This window comes from Pseudomonas sp. COR18, from assembly GCF_048568395.1.
In the GTDB taxonomy this organism is placed as follows: Bacteria; Pseudomonadota; Gammaproteobacteria; order Pseudomonadales; family Pseudomonadaceae; genus Aquipseudomonas; species Aquipseudomonas fuscovaginae_B.
This window is the reverse complement of the sequence record NZ_CP183808.1, coordinates 4,343,838-4,369,446: the sequence shown is the minus strand read 5'-3', so window position 1 is coordinate 4,369,446 and position 25,609 is coordinate 4,343,838. Positions and strand designations below refer to the sequence as shown.

Sequence of the window (25,609 nt, the reverse complement as noted above, 5' to 3'; positions counted from 1 at the left end):
GTCACGACCGCCCCGGCGTGCCCAGGTATGCCGCCAGCCTGTCCAGGGACTGGGCCATGCGCAACACCTCGTCCGGCAGATGGCTGCCGAAATACAGCATCAGCACCGCCAGCGCCACCAGGCCCTTGACCGTCAGCGAGACGGAGAAGGCATTCATCTGCGGCGCATAGCGCGACAACAGCCCCAGCAGTACCTCGCAGATCAGCAGGCTGGCGACCACCGGCGCACTGATGACCAGAATCTTGCCAAGCAGGCCATCGAGCACGGCCATCAGCAGCGCCAGGCTCATCTGGCAGGCCAGCCCCGGCGCGCATAACTGGTAGCTGCGGGCCATGGTCTCGACCATCAGGTGCAGCCCGCCCCTTCGAGGTAGACCACCGCGGCGAACAGCTGGAGGAAGTTCGACAGCTCCGAGGTATCCACGCCGTTGGCCGGGTCGACCGTGCTGCTGAGCATCGCCCCGCGCTGGTTGTCGATCAGGTTGCCCATGCCGTGCAGCACCCAGAACGGCCAGCACAGCAGGCAGCCCAGCAGGATGCCGAGCCCGGCCTCGCCGACCAGCAGGCCGGCGAACGCCAGGCTGTCCAGCGCCGGCAAGGCAACACCCGCACTCGGCCAGAAACCCAGCGCGACCAGCACCAGCACCGCCTGGCGCGAAGCCCCGGTCAGCACCCCGCCATTGAGAAACGGCAGCATGAAGAAGATCGGCGCCCATCGCGCCGAGGCCACCAGCGCCGCCGCCAGCCAGGCGTGCAGATCGAAGAACAGCGTGACCGACACGGGGCCGTCAACCGAGCGCCAGGCGCATGATTTCCCGGCTGAACGCCAGCAGCGTCTCGCCGTACCAGCCCGCCAGCAGAAACAGGCAGGCCGAGACCGCCAGCAGCTTGAGGGCGAACGGCAGGGTCTGCTCCTGCAACTGGGTGACGGTCTGGATCAGGCCGACCACCAGGCCCACCACGGTGGCGGCGATGATCGGCCAGGCGACCAGCAGCAGGATCAGGTACAGGGTCTTGTTGCCGGCATACACCAGGTCGTTCATCCGTCGGCGCTCACTCGTGCAATGCCAGGTACTGCCCGACCAGCCCGGTGGACAACAGGGCCCAGCCATCGAGCGCAACGAACAGCACCAGCTTGATCGGCACCGAGATGATCATCGGGCTCATCATCATCATGCCCAGCGCCAGCAGGATGCTGGAGATCACCAGGTCGACGATGACGAAGGGCAGGTACAGGTAGAAACCGATCTTGAAGGCGCTCTTGATTTCGCTCAGTGCATAGGCCGGCAGCAGGGCGAACAGCGAGGGTTCGGTTTCCTCGTCGGCCAACGCGGCGGCATCGGTGTTGCCGGCCCGCTGGGCCCGTTCGAAAAAGAACGCCAGCTCCGGGTCGGTGTAGCGGCGCAGATAATCCTTGTAGCTGCCCAGGCCGTTCTCGCTGAACTCGACCAGCGCCTCGACGCTGTCGAAGCGCACCTGGTGGTCCCGGTAGTAGGCATGACCCTGCTGCACCACCGGGCTCATGACAAACAGCGCCAGCAACAGTGCAATCGCGTTGAGGCTGATGTTCGACGGCACCTGTTGCAGGCCCAGGGCATTGCGCACAATCACGAAGACGATGGAGAACTTCAGGTAGCAGGTCCCCGCCGCCACCAGGAATGGCAGCAACGAGGCGAACGCCAGCAGCGCGATCAGCGACACATCATTGTTCACGGGCAGCCTCCCGACGGACTTCCTGCAACTCCACGCCCAACCCCTCGCCCACTTGCACCAGCTCGCCGCGGGCGAGCACCCGGCCGTTGGCGCGGATCTCGATCCGGCCCAGCACCGACGGTTCCAGTTCCAGCACCTGGCCCTCGATCAACGCCGCCAGTTCGGCCAGGCTGATGCGCTGCTCATGCAGCACGAACTCCAGGTGCACGGGCAGGTGTCCCAGCGCCGTGCCGGGTTCGGCTGGTGGGGTATCGGCAGGGTTGGGTGACAGGGTCATGTGCAGGCCTTGTTCGATAAGGGTGAACTCGCCGACCGGCTGGTCGGCGAGCAGCCATTGCCGGGTCAACCGGCTGATTCGCAATACGTCGCCGCTGGCAAGGATGGACAGCAGGGTCGGTGGCACCCGGCTGTAGCCGAGCGTCATCCGCAGGCAATGCGGCAGATGCCAGAGCCAGGGGCTGAACGGCAGCGGCTGCGGCGGTCGCGGCCCGGCGGGCAGGCGCAACAGCCACAACGAACCCCGTGCCGTCACGAGGCGTGGCAGAGGCTGATCCCGCGCCGGCACGGTACTCACCACGACCGATGCCAACTGGGTGTAATCCAGTTCTGCCAGGCCAACCTCCAGCGGACGCGCCAGGGCCTGGAACAACTCGACGATCCGTTCGATGGAGCACGGCGCCTTCAGCAGCGCGGGCAATGTCGGCAGCAGGCCGGCAAGCCATTCACGGGCCTCGACCAGCCCCTGCCAGCCTCCTCCCGGGCCTTCGGCGTGGAACTGCAGATAGTCGGCCCCGGGCGGCGGCACCTGCAGGTCGGCCTGGCAACCCGCCTGGCGCCAACGCTCGACCCGGTGCCGGTACGCATAATCCAGCGGGTCGAGCCGGCGCAGCCTCGGCCACCGCCCCGTCACGCCGAACGAGCCCGGTCATCTTCGGCCACACCGCCCAGTCGCCAGCCTGGCTGCCTGGCCTGTTCGAAGTGCCCTCTGAGCTGCTCGAACACCCGCCGGTCGGTCGCGCGGATCAACAACCCGACTTCTCCGGTTTCGTCCCGGCTGACCAGCACCTGCCCCTGGGCACGTTCATTGTGGAAAGGCACCTGAAGGAAATCGCCACTCGCCTCATCGTCCTGTTCGCGCGACTCCGGCGCGGCGTCCTCATGCTGCCCGGACATCGTCGTCCGTTCGTCAGCCGCGCCCTCGAAAAATGCCTGGGCCAACGGGACCGGAGTCTCCGGGCGCGCCTGCGCCATACCCTGGAAGAGCTCGGCAGCCACCCGCAGGACAGCCTCCTCCTGCGCGATCTCTGCCGCTGCCAGGTCCTCTTCGGCCGCCTTCACCGGACGCTCTTCGACCGCTACGCCCTGCACCGGGGCGGCCAGCCCGTCACGAGGCGCACCCTCGATCCGGACAACCTCCCTCTCCCCACCGGACACGCCTTCATCGCCCAGCCCGGCGCCGTTCGGCAGCGCTGCCATCTCTGCGATTTTCCGCGTGCCCACCCCCTCTGCCGACCGGTCGCCCAGATCCGCAGGCTGACCGGCCGCCGCCATCGACAACGCGCCCGGACGGCTTGCCAGCCTGGACGACGGCTCAAGCACCGCCAGCAACAGGGCCACCCCTTCGGGTATCGCCTCCTCATCGAGAGGCTCCCTGTCCGGGTCGATCCGTCCCGGCCATTCGAGCCCCTCGCCCGTGACAGGCTCGATCACAGGCAATACGGGGAAAATGCTGTTCATCGTCTGCTTCCCACCAGTTCATCGACTTCCGCTTCATGGCGACGCAACCGCTCCAGTTGCAGCTCACGACTCAAGCGTCGCCGCACCACGGCGTACTTCGACTGCCTGCGCCGTATCAGCTCCAGCGCCTGCTGGCCTTGCCGTATCTGCCCGTCGAGCTGCGCGTGTTGCTGGTGCAGCGGCTGACGCTCCAGTGCCAGGAGCTGGATCTGCCGGCGAATCACCGCCTGGCGCCGCAGCGTCTCGCGCAGCTGCCAGGGGTTGAGCAAGCAGTTGTCGGCACGATGACTGTCGAGCAGTGCCCGCAACGACACCTCCTGCTCCTCCAGCGCCGCCCCTTCGCGCAGCAACTGTGCCCGACGCTGGCGCAGGCGCAGCAAAGCGATCTCTTCCCGGCGCAGGCGCCAGGTCGTGAAGCCCAGCAGGCGGTCGATATCAGCCAATGAGCTCATGCAGACTCCGCAGGGTTTCGTCCGGTCGGCTCGGCTGATCGGCGGCCTGGCGCAACCAGGCGTACAGGTCGTCGCGGCAGGCCATGGCCTGATCATTGGCCGCGTCGGCTCCCGGGCTGTACTCGCCCAGATCGAGGAACACCTGCAACGCCTCCAGGCGCGCCAGCACATCGCGGGTCGCGATCGCTAGGCGCCGGGTCGCTTCATCGGTCACCTGCAGCGCCACCCGGCTGGTACTGCGCAGCACATCGATCGCCGGGAAATGGCCCTTGGCGGCCAGGCTGCGGCTCAAATAGATATGCCCATCGAGGATCGAGCGGATCTCCTCGGCGATGGGGTCCGGTTCATCGTCACTCTCCAGCAGCACCGTGTAGTACGCCGTGATGCTGCCCTGCGCCGTGTGCCCGGGACGTTCGAGCAGGCGCGGCAAGGCATCGAACACCGAAGCCGGATAGCCGCGCCGCGCCGGCAGCTCGCCGGCTGCCAGGGCCAGGTCACGCCGGGCGCGGGCGTAGCGGGTCAGCGAGTCGAGCAGCAGCACCACGCAATGCCCCTGGTCGCGAAAGTATTCGGCGACCGCAGTCGCCTGCAGGGCCGCGTTGCAGCGGTCCACCGAGGACAGGTCGGAGGTCGCGTAGACCACCACGCAGCGTGCCCGTCTGGGACTGTGGCGCAGGTGCTCGATGAACTCGGTCACCTCACGCCCACGCTCGCCGATCAGGCCGATGACGAACACGTCGGCCTCGGCATGGCTGATCAGCATGTTGATCAGCGAGGTCTTGCCCGAACCGGCCGCGGCGAAGATCCCCATGCGCTGGCCGACCCCGCAGGTCAGCAGGCCGTCGATCGCGCGGACACCGGTGATCAGCGGCGCACTCACCGGCCGCCGCTGCCGGTAGGACGGCGGGTCGGCATCCACCGGGTAATCCTCGCCGGCGAACCCCGCCGCCGGGGCCAGCCGCTCGACGATGGCACCGCGGGCATCGAGCACGCTGCCGAGCATCCCGGCACTGCAATACAGGCGCAGGGTCGAACCGGTCGGCACGATCATCGACTCGCGGGACAGCCCGCGCGCCTCGCCGAGCAGGCTGAGCACCACCACGTCGGGCTTGAAGCCGATCACCTGGGCCCGGGCCAGCAGCCCGGTCGAGGCCCAGTGCCGACGGACCTCGCAGACCTCGCCGATGGACACCCCCTGCAACGCCGCCTCGATCAGCGGACCGCTCAGTCGCCGCGGGTGCGCACCGCGGCGTTCGAGGCGCAGCATGCTCACTGGCGAATGATGCGGCATAGTTCCTCGGTGTCCTGCATGAACCCGTCGATCGCCTCGGCAAAGGACTGGTCGCTGGCCAGCGCCGGCTCGCCGAGCATCAGTCGCACCTCGAACTGCCCGTCGGCCTCGAACAGTTGCAATTGCCCGGTGCGGGCATCGGCGTTACCCCGCAACAGATAACGCAGCAGCGCTTCGGCACTGTAGGCGAAGGCCGCGGGGCTCATCTGCGCCAGCACGCTCCACAGCCAGACGTCGCCATCGATGACGTCGACGCGGATGTTGGGCTGCTCCTTCATTTCCAGTTCGATGGTGCTGTGGCCGTCGAAACTTCCCAGTTGCGCAGCGGTGCACCCGCTGTACAACAGCGCGGCCCGCAGGCGTTCGGCGATGTCCATGTTCTGCATGGGTACTTTCCTTCAGAGGGTTTTGATGACATTGACGGAGATGGTCTCGCTGATCTCGCCGAACGACATGACGTCCAGCTCGCGAAATCGTCCTTCGACCAGTTTCTTGACATAGCGCCGCACATCCACCGAGCAGAGCAGCACCAGGTCCTTCTGCGGCACGTGCAGGCCTTCCAGGCCCAGGCTCAGCCGATCGATCAGGTCTTCGGACTGCGCCGGCTCCAGGTTGAGAAAGCTGCCGCTGGAGGTCTGGCGGATGCCATGGCGCACCACGTCCTCGAACTCCGGCGACAGCAGCAGCACGCGCAGGTCGTTGCCATGGGCGAACTTGTTGCTGATGTAGCGCCCCAGGCCGCCACGCACGTGCTCGACCAGGGTGATGCTGTCCTTCTCCCGGGAGGCCCAATGGGCCAGGGATTCGAGAATCAGCTTGAGGTTGCGCACGGAGATCCGCTCGCCGACCAGGCGCTGGAGGATCTCGGCGATCTTCTGCACGGTGACGTGGCGATAGACCTCCTTGAGCAGGTCCGGGTAGCGCCCCTCCATTTCGTCGAGCAGCGCCTTGGTTTCCTGCACGCCGAAGAACTCGTTGATGTTGCGCGCCAGCAGGGTCACCAGGCAGCGGTAGCATTCGTCATGGGCGGCACGCAGCCGATAGCCCAGCTCCGTCGCGGTGGCCCTGCCCGCGGCGGCGATCCAGATGCTTTCCAGGTTGTTGCTGTCGCGCCCGCGCACCAGCGGCAGGCCCATGGCGGCCAGTTCCGGCGAATAGTCGAGGACCCGCCAGTGATCGAAATGAATGTCGAACTGGTCGGCGCGCACCTCGTTGATCAGCACCGCCACCTGGTGGTCGGGCAGCACTTCGGAGGCCCGTAGCTGCGGCAACGGGATCTTCAGGCCGTAGTCGACGAAGAACTGGCTGCGAAAGCGCTCGGCGAGCCTGGCCGCACGCAACTCGGCCAACCGCGCCGAGGGCACCAGCAGGATCAGCGCCACCGTCTCGGTAGCGATTTCATCGACGCTGTCCAGCAGCCCCAGTTCACCGTCAACCGGCGCTTCGACCGGCGCCTGCGCCTCGCTCTGCCGGCTCTCGCCCGAGGCGACGCGCGACTGGCGCCAGCGCAGGAACACCACCAGCGCCAGCACCGCGGCAATCACCACGAAGGTCGCCAGCGGAAAGCCCGGCAGCAGGCCGACGGCCACCGCCAGCAGGGCGGTGACGCCGACCACGAACGGGTTGGCGAACATCTGCGTGAGCATGTTGCGCCCCAGGTTGGCCTCGTCACCGTTGACCCGGGTGACGATGAAGCCGGCGCCGATAGCGATCAGCAGCGCCGGGACCTGCGCCACCAGGCCGTCGCCGATGGTCAGCAGGGTGTAGATCGACAACGCCGCGCCGAAGTCCATTCCCTGTTGGCCGACGCCGATGGCGATGCCGCCGAGAAAGTTGACGAAGATGATGATGATCCCGGCAATCGCGTCGCCCTTGATGAACTTCATCGCCCCGTCGAAGGAGCCGTAGAGCTGGCTCTCGCGCTCCAGCACGTTGCGCTTGTCGCGCGCCTGGTCGGCGTCGATGGCGCCGGCCTTGAGGTCGCCGTCGATGCTCATCTGCTTGCCCGGCATACCGTCCAGGGAAAACCGCGCCGCCACCTCGGCCACCCGCTCCGAACCCTTGGTGATGACGATGAACTGCACAACAGTGACGATCGCGAAGATCACGAAGCCCACCACCAGGTTGTCGCCGATCACGAACTCGCCGAACGAGGCAATGATCTCGCCGGCATCCGCCTGGGTCAGGATCAGCCGGCTGGTGCTGATCGACAGCGCCAGGCGGAACAGCGTGGTCAGCAGCAACAGGGCCGGAAAGGTGGAGAAGCCGAGGATTCGTTCGATGTAGAACGAGCCCATGAAGATCAGCAGGGAAATGACGATGTTCAGGCCGATCAGGAAGTCCACCAGCGGCGTCGGCAGGGGAATGATCAGCATCGCGATGATCATCACCATCAGCGACAGGATCAGCAGTTCGGGGCGGGCCGAAACCGCGCGCAGGAATCGATCGGGCATGGCCGGCTAGTTTCCAGTCTCGTCGAAAGGCCGGACGCCACGCCGCCGTTCGACCTGCTCATGGCCCAGGACGACATCGGCCAGGGCCAGGAACTGCTCGGCCAGTCGTGCCAGGGCGTCCTCGTCGGCGAACAGCTCGTGGGGCAGTCGCAGACAGGCCCGCCGCAGCACCTGCAACAATGCCGAGCGCTCCCGGTAGAGCGTCAGCAACACCCGTTCACCGAGCACCCCCGACAACAACTGGTCGAGTTCGCCGGGGTGCCTGAGCACGCCGAAGAAAAACACCAGCCAGTCGGCCTCCTCGTCATTGCAGCGACACACCCGTTCGTCGCCCAGCACGCTGGCGACAAACGTGGCATCGGCCGAACGCAGGCGTTTCAGGTCGGTGAGCCGGGCCAGCAGGGGACCGAACTCCTGACGCGAGCAACTGGGGTCCTGGGCGGCGATGTCCGTCAGCAGGGCCGCCTCGATGAAGGCCAGTACCGTGGCCCGCCGCCCGGCGCCGAACAGGGCCACCCAGTCCTCGTAGCAGGTGACCGCGCCGGCTTCGCTCTCCAGGTAGTCCCGGTAGGCTTCACGCAACAGCCCCGCGCGCAGTTCCATCACCCGGCCAAACAAACGGGCTTTCAGGGCGCTGTTGATGCCGGCCTTGAGCCGCCGGGGCGAAGCCTGGGCCACCACCGTTTCGAGCAGTTGTTCCAGGCGCTGGCGCGTCGCGGCCTGCAGTCTGCTGCGGCGCAGCAGTTCGCGCAGCACCAGCACCAGGTCGCTGTCATCGGGAAACAACCCGCGGGCCGCCTGCAACAGCCACTCGACCGGCTTGTCCGTGGCCTTGGCCAGGGCCAGTACCTGCCGGGCCTTGGGCTGCACATCTTCGTCGAGAACCGCCTCGAAACTGTCCGGCCGGCTTTCGGCCTTGAGTTCGAAATGTCGGCGCTGGCGAAAGCCGGCCAGGGCCGCCGACATGTCGTCGCTCTTCTCGATGAAGCGCTGCAACAGTGCCACCGGATCCGCCTCCGCATCGCTCGGTTCGGCATCGGGTTGGGCCTGGGCATCCTGCCGGGCGGCATCGAGGCGGGCGAGCAGGGCCCGGCTCGAAACGGAATGGATCGAGACCATCAGCCGTCCACCGCCCGCATGAAGGCCCGGCGCACCATTTCCTGCTGTTCGACGCTCATCAGGCCCTTGCCCAGGTCCTGGGTGCTGGCCTGCAAGGCGCCGAGAATTTCCCGGGGCTGGATCAGGAACACCCGGGCGGTGTTCGCCGAACTGTCGACCCGGTAACGGAACAGCCCGCCAATCAGCGGGATCGAACCGAGCAACGGAATACGGGCGACCTGTTCGCGGTAATCGTCACGGGTGAAACCACCGACCAGCAGGCTCTTGCCCTGGGGCACCCGGGCAACCGTATTGATCCGGGTGCGCCCGACCACCGGCAACGCGCCAGCGTCGCCCGCGCTGCGCTCGACCTCGCTACCGTCCTCGATGTTCAGCGACATCTCGATTTCATCGGCGATGGCAAAGCGCGGCAGCACGCTGACCAGGGTCCCGTAGGTCACGCTCTGCAGATCGACACTGCGTTCGCCGAGCAGTTGGGTATAGAAGGTGCGGTTGTTGTCGAACAGCGCCGGTACGTTCTCCTGGGTCAGGATCACCGGCCGCGCCACCACATTGGCGCGGTTCTTCCGGGCCAGGGCCAGGATCCGGGCCATGAAGGAAACGCCATCCAGGGTGGTCACAGAACCGGCATTGAGCGACACCTGCAGTTGCGAGCCGACCTTGATCCCGCCTTGCCAGTTCACGCCGAGCTGGTTCAGTTCGTCCTGGTTCAGGTCGATGATCCACAGCGACAGCTCGACATGGCGCTTGGGCACATCCAGCGCCGCCACCAGGTTCTCGATGAAGCGCACCTGCTCGGGCAGCCCCTTGACCAGCAGGCTGTTGGTATCCGGGTAGGCCACCACCCGAATATTGCCGGCGGCGGCCTCCCGCGCCAGCACCCGGGGTGCGGTGGGGTCCTCCGGGGAAATCGGCGTCGCCAGCCCTTCCAGGGGAAACTGCGGCATGCGCAACGGGCTGCCGCCCACGGTCTTGACTTCGACCTGGGGCTCGACGCCGCCCGGCTCGCCCTTGAGCAGGCTCTCGATCACCGTGGCCATGCCGGGAATCGACACCTTGCGGTCGCGCTGTTCGTACTCGCGATCGCCGACGAAGGTATTGAGCAGATGGATCACGCCGATCCGCTGCTGGCCGAGCAGCAGTTCCGAAGGCCGGTTGTCCATCAGTTGCGCCGCCTGCATGACCAGGTCGACATAGATCGGCGGGCCGGACACATAGAAGGTCCGGCGCCCGTCGTTGCGCAACGGATAGCGCGCATCCTCGAGGCCCGACTGGCGCAGGAACTGCTTGAGGGTATCGACGCTGATCACTCGCAGCGCCACCACCGAGCTTTTCACCTCGGCGGCGTCATACAGGTAGATGGCCTGGCCGTCGCTGTACCAGATCAGCCCCAGTTGGGCGACGATGCGGTCGAAGGTCTGGCGGGCCGAGTGCAGCGGGAATTCGCCACTGATGCGCTTGCCGGCGGCCGCCTTGCTGACGATGATCGGTTTGCCCAACGGCGCCGACAGCGCGGAAAAAAAACTGCGCAGGCCCTCTTCGCGGGCCACGTAGTCGCCGCTCCCGGCGGGTGCGGCACTGACGCTCCAGCACAGCGGGCCGAACAGCAGCCAGGCACCGAGCCAGCGTCGCAACGTCCGCGCTGTCAATCCGGTTGCTCCACGAGATCGAGCAGCCGGCTCGGTGCGACGCCGAGCAGTTCGCGCACTTCCTTGGAGAAATGCGACGAGGAGGCATAACCGTATTCCAGTGCGACGTCGGTCAGCGAGCCACCGCCGCGGATCATCCGCAACAGCGCCTTGGCCGCGCGCCAGTCCCGCAGCTCCGGCTTGGCCGCGCCTCCCAGCGCCTGGTGGCACAGCCGCCGAAAATGCGAGACCGAAACCCCGTAGCGTCGGGCCAGGCCGATCAGTTTTTCGCTGGCGGTGCCCTGCTCCAGCAGGAACCGCACCAGCCAGTAGCTCGCGCTCTGGCGCAGCACGCTGGCGAATCGTCGATAGTCGGGATCGTCGCGCAGCGCCCGTTCGATGTACCACCGCTCCAGGCACGCCCGGCTGCGGCTCACCGCCGGCGGCATGGGCAGGACCGCCCAGGGTTGTGCGCACGGACGGTCGCGCTCGACGGTCACGCCCATGTCGATGAACACCTGCAGTTTCATCAGGCAAGTGCCGGGCAACGCCGCACTGCACCAGTCTCCGGAGACGACCCGCAACGCATTGCGCCCGACCACCAGGCCCTGCCAGCCGGGCGGCAGGTAGCCCCCCACCATCGACTCGTCGCAAGCCAGGCATGCACCGGCGTCACCGGCCCGCACGAACGACACCCGTTGCGCGGAGACTCCTCCGGGACACGTCATCGCAAAGCGTTGATCAGCCTGCACCGTGTATTCCACCTGTCGTCGATCAGTCGCGGACGATGATGGCCCGATCCCCCTGCCAGATCATGATGAGAAGCTGATGGCCACCCGGCACGTCCGCGACAGTGGCATATGCCTTGCTACATCCCGACAAACCCTGGCCAACGGCGGCCGGGCTGCAAGGACAAAGACGTCGTAACCCGCCAGCGCCAGAGGCGTCGGCCGGGTGCGACGTTTTTTTTTGAAGAGTGAAACGCCGATGAACGAACTCCCCGCCTCCCCCCTCGCCTGGGTCAACGGCAGCGATGCGCCAGAGAAACCCAGCCTGGATCTCGGCTTCATGCCCCTGAGCGACTGTGCCTCGCTGGTGGTCGCCGCCACCCAGGGCTTTGCCCAGCCATACGGCCTGACCCTGAATCTCAGGCGCCAGCCGTCCTGGGCCAGTCTGCGCGACAAGCTGGTCAGCGGCGAACTGGACGCCGCCCACAGCCTCTACGGATTGATCTACGCCGTGCACCTGGGCATCGGCGGCAGCCCGGCCACCGATATGGCGGTGCTGATGGGCCTGAACCAGAACGGCCAGAGCATCAACCTCTCCCCGGCCCTGCAGAAGGCCGGCGTGACCAGCCCTGAAGCACTGGACCGACACGCGCACCAGAATGGCGCAAGGCTGACCTTTGCCCAGACGTTTCCCACCGGCACCCACGCCATGTGGCTGTATTACTGGCTGGCCAGCCAGGGCATACACCCACTCAGGGACGTCAACAGCGTGGTGGTGCCGCCGCCCCAGATGATCACGCACCTGCGCGCCGGACGGATCGACGGTTTCTGCGTCGGCGAGCCCTGGAGCGACAGCGCGGTCAGGCAGGGCCTGGGCTTCACCCTGGCCACCAGCCAGACGATCTGGCCCGATCACCCGGAGAAGGTGCTGGGCTGCACCCGGGCGTTCGTCGAGCAGTACCCCAATACCGCACGAGCCCTGATGATGGCGGTGCTCGAAGCCAGCCGGTTCATCGAGCAGAGCCCGGAAAACCGCCGCAGCACGGCGCAACTGCTCAGCGGCAGCGATTATCTCGATGCGCCGCTGGAGCATATCCAGCCACGCCTGCTCGGCGACTACGAGGACGGCCTCGGCCAACGCTGGCAGGATCCCCACGCCTTGCGTTTCCACGCAGCCGGCGCGGTGAACCTGCCCTATCTGTCGGACGGCATGTGGTTCATGACCCAGTTCCGCCGCTGGGGGCTGCTGCGCGAGGATCCCGACTACCTCGGCGTCGCCCGCCGGGTGCAGCAACTGGAACTGTATCGCCAGGCCGCCGCCGCGCTGGGCATCGGGCACGGGCCTGAGGTGATGCGCAGCAGCCGCCTGATCGATGGCCAGATCTGGGACGGCAGCGACCCGGCCGGCTATGCCCGCAGTTTCCGGCTGCATGCCATGAGCGACGCGCCCGCCGCGTTCGCCCGTCACTGATCGGAGGCCTGAACATGCTGCGTATCCTGCTGATCAACGACACCGCGAAAAAGGTCGGACGCCTGCGGGCCGCCCTGGTCGAGGCCGGCTTCGAGGTCATCGACGAGTCGGGACTGACCATCGACCTGCCCGCGCGCGTGGAGAGCGTGCGCCCCGAAGTGATCCTGATCGATACCGAATCCCCCAGCCGCGACGTGCTGGAACAGGTGGTGCTGGTCAGCCGCGACCAGCCCCGGCCCATCGTGATGTTCACCGACGAACACGATCCGGGGGTGATGCGCCAGGCCATCAAGTCCGGGGTCAGCGCCTACATCGTCGAAGGCATCCAGGCCCAGCGCCTGCAGCCGATCCTCGACGTGGCCATGGCCCGTTTCGAGAGCGACCAGGCGCTGCGTGCCCAATTGCAGGCACGGGACCAGCAGTTGGCCGAGCGCAAGCGCATCGAACAGGCCAAGGGCCTGCTGATGAAAATGAAGGACTGCAAGGAAGAGGAGGCCTATACCCTGATGCGGCGCCAGGCCATGAGCCGCCAACAGAAACTGATCCAGGTCGCCGAGCAGATCATCGCCATGAGCGAACTGCTCGGCTGAGGCGCAGCCAGCCTGGCCCGCCTCTTGCTTATCCGAACCTGCAGGTAACCAACGGCGGTTGCCCCACTTTACGACAAAGACGTCGCCCACCCCTTTCGCGCCAGCGCAGCGGGTGGCGACGTCTTTTGCGTTTTGGTCCCGCAAATGGGGGCCAGTGGTGCAGCCGTGCAGGCGCATCACCGCCCCCTTGCGACAGCCCCCCTGAGACTCTTACCGCTGAGGTGCGTGATGAATGCAAGTTTCTGGAAGTCCGGCCATACCCCGACCCTGTTTTCGGCCTTTCTGTATTTCGACCTGAGTTTCATGGTCTGGTACCTGCTCGGCCCCCTCGCGGTGCAGATCGCCGCCGACCTGCACCTGACCACCCAGCAGCGCGGGCTGGTGGTGGCCACGCCGATCCTGGCCGGCGCGGTCCTGCGCTTCCTGATGGGCATGCTGGCCGACCGGCTGTCGCCCAAGACCGCCGGGATCATCGGCCAGGTCTGTGTGATCGTCGCGCTGCTGGGCGCCTGGCAACTGGGTATTCACAGTTATGAACAGGCGCTGCTGCTGGGGCTGTGCCTCGGCATGGCCGGTGCCTCGTTCGCCGTCGCCCTGCCCCTGGCCTCGCAGTGGTACCCGCCACAGCACCAGGGCAAGGCCATGGGCATCGCCGGCGCCGGCAACTCCGGCACGGTGTTCGCCGCACTGATCGCACCGCTGCTCGCGGCCTCCTTCGGTTGGAACAACGTGTTCGGTTTCGCCCTGATTCCGCTGCTCGCCACCCTGCTGCTGTTCACCCTGCTGGCCCGCAACGCCCCACAACGGCCCAAGGCCAAGTCCATGGGCGACTACATGAAAGCCTTGGGCGACCGCGACAGTTGGTGGTTCATGTTCTTCTACAGCGTGACCTTCGGCGGCTTCATCGGCCTGGCCAGCGCACTGCCCGGCTATTTCAACGACCAGTACGCCCTGAGCCCGGTGACCGCCGGCTACTACACCGCCGCCTGCGTGTTCGGCGGCAGCCTGATGCGTCCGCTGGGCGGCGCCCTGGCCGATCGTTTCGGCGGCATCCGTACGCTGCTCGGCATGTACGCCGTGGCCGCCACCTGCATCGCCGCCGTCGGCTTCAACCTGCCCGATTCCCATGCCGCCCTGGGGCTGTTCGTCCTGGCGATGCTCGGCCTCGGGGCCGGCAACGGCGCGGTATTCCAGCTGGTCCCCCAACGCTTCCGCCTGGAAATCGGCGTGATGACCGGGCTGATCGGCATGGCCGGCGGCATCGGCGGCTTCGCCCTGGCGGCCGGCATGGGCGCCATCAAGCAGAGCACCGGCAGCTACCAGTTGGCCTTGTGGCTGTTCGCCAGCCTGGGGGTGCTCGCCTGGTTCGGCCTGCACGGAGTCAAGCGGCGCTGGCGCACCACCTGGGGCTCGGCGGCCGTGACCGCGGCCAGGGTCTGAGCGGCCGATGGCTCTGCAACTGAGCTTTGCCCAGGCCAGCGCCACCGGCCCACGCACGGAGAACCAGGACGCCATGCGCCTGGTCACGCCGGCACCGGAGCTGGCGGCGAGCAAGGGTTATCTGTTCGCCATCGCCGATGGGGTCAGCCAGTGCGCCGACGGCGCGCTGGCGGCGCAGGCGACCCTGCAGGCGCTGGCACTCGACTATTACGCCACGCCGGCGACCTGGGGCGTGGCCCAGGCGCTGGACCGCCTGCTGCTGGCGCAGAATCGCTGGCTGCAGGCCAATGGCGGCGGACAACCGCTGCTCACCACCCTGAGCGCCGTGGTCTTGCGCGGACGGCGCTTCACCCTGGCCCATGTCGGCGATTGCCGGGTCTATCGCTGGCATGACGACCAGTTGCAGCGGATCAGCCAGGATCATGTCTGGGAACAACCGGACATGCAGCACGTCCTCAAGCGCGCCCTGGGCCTGGACCAGCACCTGGTGGTCGACTATCTCGATGGCGAACTGCGCCAGGGCGAAAGTTTCGTCCTGCTCAGCGACGGCGTCTGGGCCACCCTCGGCGATGGGGCGATTGCCACTATCCTGCGTGAACAGCCCGAGCCGAATGATGCGGTGAAGACCCTGGTCAATGCCGCACACCTGGCCGGCAGCCAGGATAACGCCAGTGCGCTGCTGGTGAGGGTCGAGCAACCGGGGGAAAACAGTCTCGGTGACACGCTGATCCAGTTGCAGCAATGGCCGTTGCCGCCGCTGCTCAAGCCAGGCCAGTTGTTCGAGGGGTGGCAGGTCGACAGCCTGCTGGCGCAGAGCCGGCAATCGCTGCTCTACCGGGTGCGGGATGCCCAACAGCAGCCCTGGTTGCTCAAGACCCTGCCCGCAAGCCGTCACACCGAGCCCGACGCCGGCCAGGGGCTGCTGCTGGAGGAGTGGTTTCTGCGCCGGGTGGCCGGGCGCTGCTTTCCCGAAGTGCACCCCGCCCCGCAACGCCAGCACCTGTATTACCTGATGCGCGAATATCCGGGCCAGACCCTCGCCGAACGGTTCCGGCAGATCGGGCCGCTGCCACTGGCGCAATGGCAGGAGCTGGCCAGGCGCACCCTGCAGGCGGTCGGCATGCTCCATCGGCGCAACATCCTGCACCGCGACATCAAGCCGGAGAACCTGCACCTGGGCAGCGATGGCGAGTTGCGCCTGCTGGATTTCGGCCTGGCCTATTGTCCCGGGCTGAGCGAAGCACCTGGCCCGGAACTGCCGGGCACCCCCGGCTACATCGCACCGGAAGCCTTCGACGGGCAGCCGCCGGACGTCCGCCAGGACCTCTACAGTGTCGGCGTCAGCCTGTTTCATCTACTGACCGGGCATTACCCCCATGGCGAGCTCGAAGCCTTCCAGCGCCCGCGCTTCGGTACGCCGGTCAGTGCCGCACGTTATCGCCCGGATCTTCCCGAATGGCTGGCCCACAGCCTGAATCGGGCGATCGCGGTGGATCCCTCGGAACGCTACGAGACGGCCGAGCAGTGGCTGCTGGAGTTGGAAAAAGGTGAGCGCAATGTGCTGGGCGTGCGCCCGCGACCACTGCTGGAGCGCGAGCCGCTGAAAGTCTGGCGCACGGTGGCGCTGCTGTCGTTGCTGGCCAACCTGGCCCTGCTGCTCTGGATGCTGAAACCCTGAGCACTGAATTGCAGGCAAAGAAAAGCCCGGCCTGAGCCGGGCTTTTCGCAACGCCAGGCTAATTACTTAGCTTGGGCTTCAACGGAAGCTTCTACGCGACGGTTGATCGCACGGCCAGCTTCGGTGGCGTTGTCAGCCACTGGACGGGTCTTACCGTAGCCAACCGACTGAACGCGGCTAGGAGCGATACCGTCCTTGACCAGGATCTGCTTCACAGCGTCAGCACGACGCTGGGACAGCTTCTGGTTGTAGGCGTCAGTACCGATGCTGTCGGTGTGACCAGCAACCACGGTAGTGGTTTGTGGGTACTGCTTCATGAAGTCAGCCAGGTTCTGCACGTCGCCGTAGCTGTTTGGCTTGACCACTGCCTTGTTGAAGTCGAACTTCACGTCCAGCTCAACTTTGACCACTTCAGCGACTGGAGCTTCAGGAGCCGGAGCTGGCTCTTGAGCAACTGGAGCTGGAGCAGGTGCAGGAGCGACCTTGCCGCCGCTGCCACCGAAGTTCACGCCCAGGCCTACCAGAGCAGCGTAGTCCCACTTGCCGTTGTCCAGCTTGTAGTCGGCTTCAACGCCGGCACGAGCGTACAGGTTGTCGGTGATGTACCACTTGGCGCCAGCGCCGGTGGTCAGGAAAGTCGACTGGTCACGACCGGTGTGGCCGTCAGCAGCAACGTTGGTCAGGCTGCCGTGGGCAACGCCGCCTTCAACGTATGGACGGATTGCATCGCCAACGGTACCGAAGTGGTACTGACCTTTCAGGCCGAACTTGTCACCGCCCAGCTTCTGGCTGCCGGTGCCGTCGTTCGAACGGGTGTGGTTGGTCTTGTCGTAGGTCAGGTTGACCGATACGTCGTCGGTGATGAAGTAGCCCAGCGAAGCGCCTGGGTTGTAGCCGTCTTCGACGTGCTTGACGCTGTCGTTGTACTGCTTCTTGTAGAACAGCTCACCCTCGACTGCGCCTTGGCCTTGTGCCAGAGCGCCGAACGAAGTTGCGGCTACAAGTGTACCAACGGCAATGCCCAAGGTGTTTTTCAGTTTCATCCGTTAAATCCCCATCTGGTGATTGTGAATCAGTCCCCAAACCGGGGGACAACTCGGCGACAAGTCTAGCAGAACTTGCCTGAACGTAAGAGATATTTGCGTCCAACTAAGTTTCAGCAATGCCCGCAAATTTCTCACGCAATTTATCAAGCGCCCTCTTGTAGCGCATTTTCGTAGCACTCAGGCCCATGTGCATGATGTCGGCGATCTCCTGGAATTCCAGCTCTGCGACAAAACGTAGCACCAGGATTTCCCGGTCGATCGGGTTCACATGCACCAGCCAGCGGTCCAGACCACCCTTTTCTTCGGGCGCCGGCGTCTTCTCTTCGGAGGCCTCCTCGAGCGGATCGAGGCTCAGGGCATCCATCAGGCGACGCTTGCGCCGCTCCTTGCGGTACTGGGTAATGCATTCGTTGTACGTGATGCTATAGAGCCATGTCTTGAACTTCGATTTACCCTCAAAGTTCTTGAGGCCATACAAGACCTTCAACATCACTTCCTGACAGACATCATCCGCATCACGATCGTTCCCTAAATACCTTGAACAAACGCTGAACAAAGTTCGTTGATAGCGCCGCATCAACTCTTCGTAGGCGCGCGTCACGTGAAACAGCTCCGCATGCGAACGCGCCACCAGCTCCTCATCGGTGAGCTCGCGGGGGTCGTAACGCATCGATAGCGATTGGGTTTTATTCAAAACGAGTCTTGCCGACAGTCAGGTCAATGTCCGCCGCGGCCCCGGGCTGGGGGCTTTTTGCGGCGGCATACATTAGCAGGGTTTGCCGGTTTAGCGGCTACTCACATGCTGTTCCAGCAGGATCCGATTGGAGAGAGAGACTAGCTCACCCTCGTCGGTCAGCAATGTGGTCTTAACCGTGCCGATCTCTTCGATCTGCCCTTCGACCTCGCCAACTCGCACTTGTTGCCCAACCTGGTACAACTCACGCACATAGATTCCGGCCAGGATCTGCCCGGCAATTTCCCGGCTCCCCAGGCCCAGGGCCAGCGCCACGGCCAGACCAACGGTAATGAGCACGATCACGATCACATGGTTCAGCAGGTCGGTCTTGACCTCCAGCTGACTGATCGCCACCGAAATACTGATGATCACCACCAGGCCCTGGGCCACGCGCCCCAGGCCACTGGCATAATCCAGGCCGACGCCTTCGGCGGCGCCGCGCACCAGGCCGTTGACCAGTTGCGCCAGCAGCATGCCGACCAGCAGCACCAGCGCCGCGCCGAACACCTTGGGCAGATACAGCGCCAGCATGTCGAGCGTCGCCGAAACCCGCTCCAGGCCCAGCGATTCCGCGGCGGAAACCAGGAAAATCAGCAGGATGAACCAATAGACGATCTTGCCGATCAGCGTCGAGATCGGCACCTGGATGCCCGCCCGGCCAAGCAGCTTGGTCAGGCCGGTACCGGCCATGAGGCGGTCCAGCCCCAGCTTGGCCAGCAGTTTGGACAACAGGGTATCGAGCAGCTTCGCCACGACGAAGCCCAGCAGTACGACCACCAGGGCGCCAAACAGGTTCGGGATGAAGTTCGCGACCTTCGTCCACAACGCTGTCATCGCCGTCACCAGACTCCGAGTCCAGAGATCAAGTTCCATATTCAATCAGCCTTATCCGCAGAGCGGGAACCAGGGGTACGACGAGAAACCGGCATCACATGGGCCGATCCATTGTTCAGGGCGATCATCAGCGCTTGCAGCCAGCGCCCCAGCAGACTGAAGAGATCGCCCGCGCCAACCTGGCGGTTGGCGGTTTTCAGCACACGGCCCAGGCACGCGTCGTCGTCACGAGGTGTGGACGGCGAGGCCTTGAGCATGTCACGCAGAGACTGTTCAAACGGATCGTGCATAAGCACCTCTCGGAATGTCTTGAAAAGACGCGATCGGATTTTTCCGGGTCACATGCAACATCCTTCAGAGCCAGCGCAAACGGCGAAACAGCCACCACTGCCCGAGCGCCACGGCGACGATCAGCAGGCAGGCGATGACAAAACCATAGGGGTCCTGGGAGCCGGGAATCCCGCCGACGTTGATCCCCAGGAGGCCGGTGAGAAAGCTCATCGGCAGGAAGATCCCGGTGATGATCCCGAAGCGGTACATGATCTTGTTCATGTGCTGGTTCAGGCGCCGGTCCTCGGCGTCAAGCAGCAGCCCCACGCGCTCGCGGGTCAGTTCGAGCTCCTCGAGATAGCGGGTCAGGCTGTTGTTCAATTCGTTCCAGTAGTCGGCATCGTCACTGGCGAACCAGGGCAGTTTGATCCGCGTCAACTGGCCGAAGATGTCCCGCTGTGGCGCCAGGAAGCGCTTCAGTCCGGCGGCCCGGCGACGGATCTGCACGACCGCCCCATGCTCCGGGCAATACCGTTCGTCGGAATCTGCCTTTTCTTCCTCGGCATCGACCACTTCCGAGAGCTCGCCGATCAAATCCTGGACCTTCATCGTCAGGTGCTGGGCGATGTACAGGATGAGTTCGGAAGCGGTTTTCGGCCCCTGGCCCTCCTCCAGTTGCGCCAGCAACTCATCGGTTGCCCGCAATGGTCGCAGGCGCAGGGAAATCACCCGGCTGGCCGAGGCGAAAATGCGTGCCGAAACCATGTCCTCGGGCTCGGCGCCCGGATTGAGGTTGACCCCGCGCAGGAACAGCAGCAATTCGCTGTCCGGCAACGGCAACAGGCGCGGGCGGGTGTTCTCCTCCAGCAGCAGGTTGCAGCTGAATTCACTCAGCCCGCTGGAATGACGCAGCCAGGTCCGGGTTTGTGGATGGCTACGATCCCAGTGCAGCCAGAGGCTTTCCTCCGGCTGCAACTGCAGGTCATCCAGCTCGGTCCGAGCAATCGAGCGCGCACCACCCTTACCATCGAGAACCAGGGCATGGACCAGCCCCCATTGCGCGTTGTCTTCCTCGAACATCCCTACCCCTGTGGTCTACTGCGAAAAGTCATTCAGGCATCTTCAGCGGGCTGGGCGAAACGATGATCCCGTTGTTGTCCGCGTAAACGTATTCGCCCGGCCGAAATGTGACGCCGGCAAAGGTCACCGGCACATTCAGGTCACCGATACCGCGCTTGTCGGTCTTCATCGGATGGCTGGCCAGGGCCTGCACGCCCAGGTCGGTCTGCGCGATCACATCGACGTCGCGGATGCAGCCATAGACCACCAGACCTTCCCAACCGTTCTTCGCCGCCTTCTCGGCCAGCATGTCCCCGAGCAGTGCGCGACGCAGCGAGCCCCCACCATCGACGACCAGAACCTTGCCGCGACCATCGACCTCGACCTGGTCCTTGACCAGGGAGTTGTCCTCGAAACACTTGATGGTCACGATCTGGCCCCCGAAGGAATCGCGACCACCGAAGTTGCTGAACATCGGCTCAAGCACCTGCACCAGCTCCGGGTAGGCATCGCACAGGTCGGGAGTGACGTAATGGTTCATGGACTAACTCCTGTAGGTGAGAGACCGCAATCGAGGCGCCCATCCTCCCCGGCACCTCTTGAAAGAAACGCTCTGCCCGGCCGATTGTTTAGACAATGACCAGAAATGCTCAATGCGTCATATGTTAGCCGCAACGCCCCTGAAGCGGAATGCCCTTGTCAGAGCGCTTGCTGAACCTCGCCTGACTGAGGCGCCATAAAAGCCTGCTGATCACGCAACCAGTCAGCCACCAAAGGCCATACCTCGGCCTGGGCCGGCTTGCTGACCAGCATCTCGACGTGGCCGAATTCCGAACTGAACCCGGCCTCGCGGCCCAGGCAGATGAAGCGCTTGAGGGGCGAGCCGATCTGCTCGAACAATTTGCGGCAGGCCCAGGCCGGGTCCTGCCGGTCGCCGTCGGCGCTCACCGCCAGCACCGGCACGTCGACCTCCGCCAGGCCCTCCCACCAATTGCGCTCCTTGTCGCCGAAACGGCCGAACAGGCCGTACCAGCGCATGCTTTCCAGGGCCAGGCCGATCGGCTCGTCCTCCGGGCCGCGCTTGAGGCGCGAACCGGACAGGTGGGGAAAGCGCTTGAGCAGAAAACGCCCGCTCCACTCCACCGGTGGAATCTTCAGCGGCCAGTAGTTACGGCTGACCTGGCAACCGAACAATGCCGCCGAAGCCACCGCCGGCGCGCCCAGGTATTGGCCGCCGAGGGCCGCCGCCAGGGTCGTGCCGCCGAGGGAATGGCCGATCCAGTGGGGAACCTGGCCACTCTGTTCACGGACGAAGGCAGCGATCGCCGGCAGATCGTAGCGGGCGTAATCGGCCACGCGATTGCGGCGATAGTCCTGGTTGCGCACGGAAAGACCATGGCCGCGCATCTCCGGCACCCAGACATCGAACCCGGCACGCGCCAGGTAGGCGCCCAGGCCAATGCCCTTGGGCGAGAACCAGAAGCGCCGGTTGGAGAAACTGCCATGCAGGAGAATGACCGGCACACCACGGGCCTGCGGTTCGTCGGCCATGCCCAGGCGGGTCACCGCCAGCTCGACCGAGGCATCGGGGCTGTTGCCCGGTTTCAAACGATAGACGTCTTCGCTCAGATCGCCACGACGCTCGGCGCTGAGCAAAGCCACCGGAAAAAGATCACTGCTGCTTTGCATAAGGCTCTTGCACAAAAAAGGGCGATGCCGGCATGGCTTCGCCCCATGTAATACCCAGACCGACCTATCTCGCGTGCACCTGGGGGATACACTATTCCTGTGGGACGCACCGCCCCTGTGGATACGCCGGTCCTGTGGATACACCGCCCCTGTAGGAGCAGGGCTTGCCCGCGAAGCTTTTAGCGGGCTCAAGGCCCTCTTCGCGGGCAAGCCCTGCTCCTACAGGTGGCGCGCCCCACAGGGGGGCGGCGCGAGATCGGCTGGCGATTTACGCCTGGCCTTCAGCCAGGAAGAACCAGGTTTCCAGCACGGTATCCGGGTTCAGGGACACGCTTTCGATGCCCTGTTCCATCAGCCAGCGCGCCAGGTCCGGGTGGTCGGACGGGCCCTGACCGCAGATGCCGATGTACTTGCCGGCCTTGTTGCAGGCCTGGATGGCATTGGACAGCAGCTTCTTGACCGCCGGGTTACGCTCGTCGAACAGGTGCGCGATGATCCCGGAGTCACGGTCCAGGCCCAGGGTGAGCTGGGTCAGGTCGTTGGAACCGATGGAGAAACCGTCGAAGTGCTCGAGGAACTCGTCGGCCAGGATCGCGTTGGACGGCAGTTCGCACATCATGATCACCCGCAGGCCGTTCTCGCCGCGGGCCAGGCCATTGGCCGCCAGCAGCTCGACCACCTGGCTGGCTTCGCCCAGGGTACGGACGAACGGCACCATGATCTCGACGTTGGTCAGGCCCATTTCGTTGCGCACGCGCTTGAGCGCACGGCACTCGAGCTCGAAGCAGTCACGGAACGAGTCGCTGATGTAGCGTGAGGCACCACGGAAGCCCAGCATCGGGTTTTCTTCTTCCGGCTCGTAGAGCTTGCCGCCGATCAGGTTGGCGTATTCGTTGGACTTGAAGTCCGACAGGCGCACGATGACCTTCTTCGGCCAGAACGCCGCCGCCAGGGTACTGATGCCCTCGACCAGCTTCTCGACATAGAAGCCGACCGGGTCGTCGTAGCCGGCAATGCGCTTGTCGACGCTGTCCTTGATGTCCGACGGCAGGCCGGCGTAGTTGAGCAGCGCCTTGGGGTGCACGCCGATCATGCGGTTGATGATGAACTCCAGGCGGGCCAGGCCCACGCCGGCGTTCGGCAGTTGCGCGAAGTCGAAGGCGCGGTCCGGGTTGCCGACGTTCATCATGATCTTGAACGGCAGTTCCGGCATGGCGTCGACGGAGTTCTTCTTGATGTCGAAGCCCAGTTCGCCTTCGAAGATGTAGCCGGTGTCGCCTTCGGCGCAGGAAACGGTCACGCCCTGGCCGTCCTTGAGCAGTTCGGTGGCGTTGCCGCAACCGACCACTGCCGGAATCCCCAGCTCACGGGCGATGATCGCCGCGTGGCAGGTACGGCCGCCGCGGTTGGTGACGATGGCGCTGGCGCGCTTCATCACCGGTTCCCAGTCCGGGTCGGTCATGTCGGAGACCAGCACGTCGCCGACCTGGACCTTGTCCATCTCGGTCACGTCGCGAATGATGCGGACCTTGCCGGCACCGATGCGCTGGCCGATGGCACGGCCCTCGACCAGTACGGTGCCCTTTTCCTTGAGCAGGTAGCGCTCCATGACGTTGGCGCTGGCACGGCTCTTCACGGTTTCAGGGCGGGCCTGCACGATGTACAGCTTGCCGTCGTCACCGTCCTTGGCCCATTCGATGTCCATCGGGCACTGGTAGTGCTTCTCGATGATCATCGCCTGCTTGGCCAGTTCGCTGACCTCCGCGTCGCTCAGGCAGAAACGCGCGCGATCGGCCTTGTCGACCTCGACGGTCTTGACCGAACGACCGGCCTTGGCCTCGTCGCCGTAGATCATCTTGATCGCCTTGCTGCCCAGGTTGCGGCGCAGGATCGCCGGACGGCCGGCAGCCAGGGTGCTCTTGTGGACATAGAATTCGTCCGGGTTCACCGCGCCCTGCACGACGGTTTCACCCAGGCCGTAGGCGCCGGTGATGAACACCACGTCACGGAAGCCCGACTCGGTGTCGAGGGTGAACATCACGCCGGCGGTGCCGGTTTCCGAACGGACCATGCGCTGCACGCCAGCCGACAGGGCCACCAGCTTGTGGTCGAAGCCCTGGTGCACGCGATAGGAAATGGCGCGGTCGTTGAACAGCGAGGCGAAGACTTCCTTGGCCGCGCGGATGACGTTGTCCACGCCACGGATGTTCAGGAAGGTTTCCTGCTGGCCGGCGAAGGAAGCGTCCGGCAGGTCTTCGGCGGTCGCCGAGGAGCGCACGGCCACGGCCATGTCCGGGTTGCCGGCCGACAGGGTGGCGAAGGCGGCGCGGATTTCGCTGTTGAGGCGCTCGGGGAACTCCGCTTCCATGATCCACTGGCGGATCTGGGCGCCGGTTTTGGCCAGCGCATTGACGTCATCGACATCCAGCGCGTCGAGCGCGGCGTGGATGCGGTCGTTCAGGCCACTCTGTTCGAGAAAATCGCGATACGCCTGAGCCGTAGTGGCAAAGCCGCCGGGAACCGATACACCGGCGCCCGCGAGGTTACTGATCATCTCGCCAAGGGATGCGTTCTTGCCCCCTACGTGCTCCACATCATGGACGCCGAGCTTATCGAGGGAAACTACGTACTCTACCAAGGTGATCTCTCCACTGACTGTGTTGGATGAAGCTCAGGGCGGGCCAAATTCAATGGCTGGTCGATCCGCTCTGTGGCCTGGACCTGGAAAATAAGTGAAAATGCCAGCCATTCCAGGCCGGCAAATCCTGCCTATCATATCCAAGAATCGTCATCAGCTTAAGGCCCAAGGTGCAAATGAAACGATCTGCTTTCTTTATCTCCGATGGCACCGGCATCACCGCCGAAACCCTGGGTCAAAGCCTGTTGGCGCAGTTCGAGAACATTACCTTCGCCAAATCCACGCAACCGTACATCGACAGCGTGGACAAGGCCCGGGCCATGGTCCAGAAGATCAACAGTGCCGCCGAGCGGGACGGTTTCCGCCCGATCATCTTCGACACCATCGTCAATCAGGACATTCGTGAGATTCTCGCCACGTCCAATGGTTTCATGATCGACATATTTTCCACCTTCCTCGCCCCGCTGGAGCAGGAGTTGAGCGAGCACTCCTCCTACTCCGTGGGCAAATCCCACTCCATTGGCGGCAACTCCAACTACATGGAGCGGATCGAGGCGGTGAACTTCGCCCTCGACAACGACGATGGCGCCCGCACCCACTACTACGACAAGGCCGACCTGATTCTGGTCGGCGTGTCGCGCTGCGGCAAGACGCCGACATGCCTGTACATGGCGATGCAGTTCGGCATCCGGGCAGCCAACTACCCGCTGACCGAGGAAGACATGGAGCGCCTGCAGCTGCCGACCGCCCTGCGTGCCCACCAGCACAAGCTGTTCGGCCTGACCATCGACCCCGACCGCCTGACCGCGATCCGCAACGAACGCAAGCCCAACAGCCGCTATTCGAGCTATGCCCAGTGCGAATTCGAGGTGCGCGAGGTGGAAAACCTGTTCCGCCGGGAAAACATTCCGCACATCAACTCCACGCATTTTTCCGTGGAGGAGATTTCGGCGAAGATCCTCGTGGAGAAAGGCGTGGAGCGGCGGTTCAAGTAGGGTTCCCGCAGGTCTGGTGGCAGGGTAAAGCGCATTCGCGGGC

24 protein-coding genes and 1 pseudogene are annotated in these 25,609 nt (G+C 64.9%); 5 read left to right on the top strand and 20 right to left on the bottom strand.

Annotated features, from left to right (window positions below; all coding sequences use genetic code 11):
• Position 1: 1 nt before the first annotated feature.
• From sctT to ACM62G_RS20150, 12 genes and pseudogenes are all read right to left on the bottom strand, one after another.
• A pseudogene (gene sctT / locus ACM62G_RS20205) lies at positions 2–780 on the bottom strand (type III secretion system export apparatus subunit SctT).
• 7 nt (positions 781–787) lie between these two features.
• Positions 788–1,042, bottom strand: coding sequence for an EscS/YscS/HrcS family type III secretion system export apparatus protein (locus tag ACM62G_RS20200; protein ID WP_054059453.1), 255 nt, complete (start codon positions 1,040–1,042; stop codon positions 788–790).
• Positions 1,043–1,052: 10 nt separating this feature from the next.
• Positions 1,053–1,712, bottom strand: coding sequence for an EscR/YscR/HrcR family type III secretion system export apparatus protein (locus tag ACM62G_RS20195; RefSeq protein ID WP_054063027.1), 660 nt, complete (start codon positions 1,710–1,712; stop codon positions 1,053–1,055).
• Complete coding sequence (locus tag ACM62G_RS20190) at positions 1,702–2,622, bottom strand: FliM/FliN family flagellar motor switch protein (protein ID WP_419735397.1); 921 nt, start codon at positions 2,620–2,622, stop codon at positions 1,702–1,704. The genes ACM62G_RS20195 and ACM62G_RS20190 overlap by 11 nt, the downstream gene beginning before the upstream one ends.
• Positions 2,619–3,449 (bottom strand): hypothetical protein, encoded by an 831-nt coding sequence (locus ACM62G_RS20185; RefSeq protein WP_419735396.1) that lies wholly within the window; start codon positions 3,447–3,449, stop codon positions 2,619–2,621. The genes ACM62G_RS20190 and ACM62G_RS20185 overlap by 4 nt, the downstream gene beginning before the upstream one ends.
• Positions 3,446–3,901: a protein SpaM gene (locus ACM62G_RS20180; RefSeq protein WP_419735395.1), complete on the bottom strand. Its 456-nt coding sequence runs from the start codon at positions 3,899–3,901 to the stop codon at positions 3,446–3,448. The genes ACM62G_RS20185 and ACM62G_RS20180 overlap by 4 nt, the downstream gene beginning before the upstream one ends.
• Entirely contained in the window at positions 3,885–5,192 is a 1,308-nt protein-coding gene (gene sctN, locus ACM62G_RS20175; protein WP_273826057.1) for a type III secretion system ATPase SctN, read from the bottom strand. Before sctN ends, ACM62G_RS20180 begins: the two co-directional genes overlap by 17 nt.
• Complete coding sequence (locus ACM62G_RS20170; RefSeq protein ID WP_054063031.1) at positions 5,171–5,578, bottom strand: Invasion protein B family; 408 nt, start codon at positions 5,576–5,578, stop codon at positions 5,171–5,173. The genes sctN and ACM62G_RS20170 overlap by 22 nt, the downstream gene beginning before the upstream one ends.
• Before the next feature lie 12 nt (positions 5,579–5,590).
• On the bottom strand, positions 5,591–7,645 hold the full coding sequence (locus tag ACM62G_RS20165; protein ID WP_419735394.1) for an EscV/YscV/HrcV family type III secretion system export apparatus protein: 2,055 nt from the start codon (positions 7,643–7,645) through the stop codon (positions 5,591–5,593).
• A gap of 6 nt (positions 7,646–7,651) precedes the next feature.
• Entirely contained in the window at positions 7,652–8,764 is a 1,113-nt protein-coding gene (gene sctW / locus ACM62G_RS20160) for a type III secretion system gatekeeper subunit SctW (protein ID WP_054061252.1), read from the bottom strand.
• On the bottom strand, positions 8,764–10,413 hold the full coding sequence (gene sctC, locus ACM62G_RS20155) for a type III secretion system outer membrane ring subunit SctC (protein WP_419735393.1): 1,650 nt from the start codon (positions 10,411–10,413) through the stop codon (positions 8,764–8,766). Before sctC ends, sctW begins: the two co-directional genes overlap by 1 nt.
• Positions 10,410–11,120: a helix-turn-helix domain-containing protein gene (locus ACM62G_RS20150; RefSeq protein WP_241494355.1), complete on the bottom strand. Its 711-nt coding sequence runs from the start codon at positions 11,118–11,120 to the stop codon at positions 10,410–10,412. Before ACM62G_RS20150 ends, sctC begins: the two co-directional genes overlap by 4 nt.
• A gap of 259 nt (positions 11,121–11,379) precedes the next feature.
• Between ACM62G_RS20150 and ACM62G_RS20145 the strand changes: the two genes are divergently transcribed.
• From ACM62G_RS20145 to ACM62G_RS20130, 4 genes are all read left to right on the top strand, one after another.
• Positions 11,380–12,591: a CmpA/NrtA family ABC transporter substrate-binding protein gene (locus ACM62G_RS20145; RefSeq protein WP_273826054.1), complete on the top strand. Its 1,212-nt coding sequence runs from the start codon at positions 11,380–11,382 to the stop codon at positions 12,589–12,591.
• A gap of 14 nt (positions 12,592–12,605) precedes the next feature.
• Positions 12,606–13,181, top strand: coding sequence for an ANTAR domain-containing response regulator (locus tag ACM62G_RS20140; RefSeq protein WP_419735392.1), 576 nt, complete (start codon positions 12,606–12,608; stop codon positions 13,179–13,181).
• A 228-nt stretch (positions 13,182–13,409) separates the two neighbouring features.
• Entirely contained in the window at positions 13,410–14,621 is a 1,212-nt protein-coding gene (locus ACM62G_RS20135) for a nitrate/nitrite transporter (RefSeq protein WP_054063036.1), read from the top strand.
• A 7-nt stretch (positions 14,622–14,628) separates the two neighbouring features.
• On the top strand, positions 14,629–16,299 hold the full coding sequence (locus ACM62G_RS20130; RefSeq protein WP_419735391.1) for a protein kinase domain-containing protein: 1,671 nt from the start codon (positions 14,629–14,631) through the stop codon (positions 16,297–16,299).
• A 62-nt stretch (positions 16,300–16,361) separates the two neighbouring features.
• Here the strand turns inward: ACM62G_RS20130 and ACM62G_RS20125 are convergent, their stop codons facing one another.
• The 8 genes from ACM62G_RS20125 to ppsA form a co-directional block, all read right to left on the bottom strand.
• On the bottom strand, positions 16,362–17,342 hold the full coding sequence (locus tag ACM62G_RS20125; RefSeq protein WP_416770094.1) for an OmpA family protein: 981 nt from the start codon (positions 17,340–17,342) through the stop codon (positions 16,362–16,364).
• A 106-nt stretch (positions 17,343–17,448) separates the two neighbouring features.
• Positions 17,449–18,039 (bottom strand): RNA polymerase sigma factor SigX, encoded by a 591-nt coding sequence (gene sigX, locus ACM62G_RS20120; protein WP_026007354.1) that lies wholly within the window; start codon positions 18,037–18,039, stop codon positions 17,449–17,451.
• A gap of 90 nt (positions 18,040–18,129) precedes the next feature.
• Positions 18,130–18,954 (bottom strand): mechanosensitive ion channel family protein, encoded by an 825-nt coding sequence (locus ACM62G_RS20115; RefSeq protein ID WP_026144854.1) that lies wholly within the window; start codon positions 18,952–18,954, stop codon positions 18,130–18,132.
• Positions 18,955–18,956: 2 nt separating this feature from the next.
• Positions 18,957–19,205, bottom strand: coding sequence for a hypothetical protein (locus tag ACM62G_RS20110; protein WP_017901896.1), 249 nt, complete (start codon positions 19,203–19,205; stop codon positions 18,957–18,959).
• A gap of 64 nt (positions 19,206–19,269) precedes the next feature.
• The gene (locus ACM62G_RS20105) at positions 19,270–20,265 is read right to left on the bottom strand and encodes a zinc transporter ZntB (protein ID WP_054056762.1); all 996 of its coding nucleotides are present in this window, start codon (positions 20,263–20,265) and stop codon (positions 19,270–19,272) included.
• 28 nt (positions 20,266–20,293) lie between these two features.
• Positions 20,294–20,785, bottom strand: coding sequence for a ribonuclease E activity regulator RraA (gene rraA, locus ACM62G_RS20100; RefSeq protein WP_054056763.1), 492 nt, complete (start codon positions 20,783–20,785; stop codon positions 20,294–20,296).
• Positions 20,786–20,943: 158 nt separating this feature from the next.
• Complete coding sequence (locus tag ACM62G_RS20095) at positions 20,944–21,933, bottom strand: alpha/beta fold hydrolase (protein WP_419735390.1); 990 nt, start codon at positions 21,931–21,933, stop codon at positions 20,944–20,946.
• A 268-nt stretch (positions 21,934–22,201) separates the two neighbouring features.
• Entirely contained in the window at positions 22,202–24,571 is a 2,370-nt protein-coding gene (ppsA, locus tag ACM62G_RS20090; protein ID WP_273826049.1) for a phosphoenolpyruvate synthase, read from the bottom strand.
• A 176-nt stretch (positions 24,572–24,747) separates the two neighbouring features.
• On the opposite strand from ppsA, the gene ACM62G_RS20085 reads away from it, so the two are divergent.
• Positions 24,748–25,566: a pyruvate, water dikinase regulatory protein gene (locus ACM62G_RS20085; RefSeq protein ID WP_010448956.1), complete on the top strand. Its 819-nt coding sequence runs from the start codon at positions 24,748–24,750 to the stop codon at positions 25,564–25,566.
• The last annotated feature ends 43 nt before the right edge of the window (positions 25,567–25,609 follow it).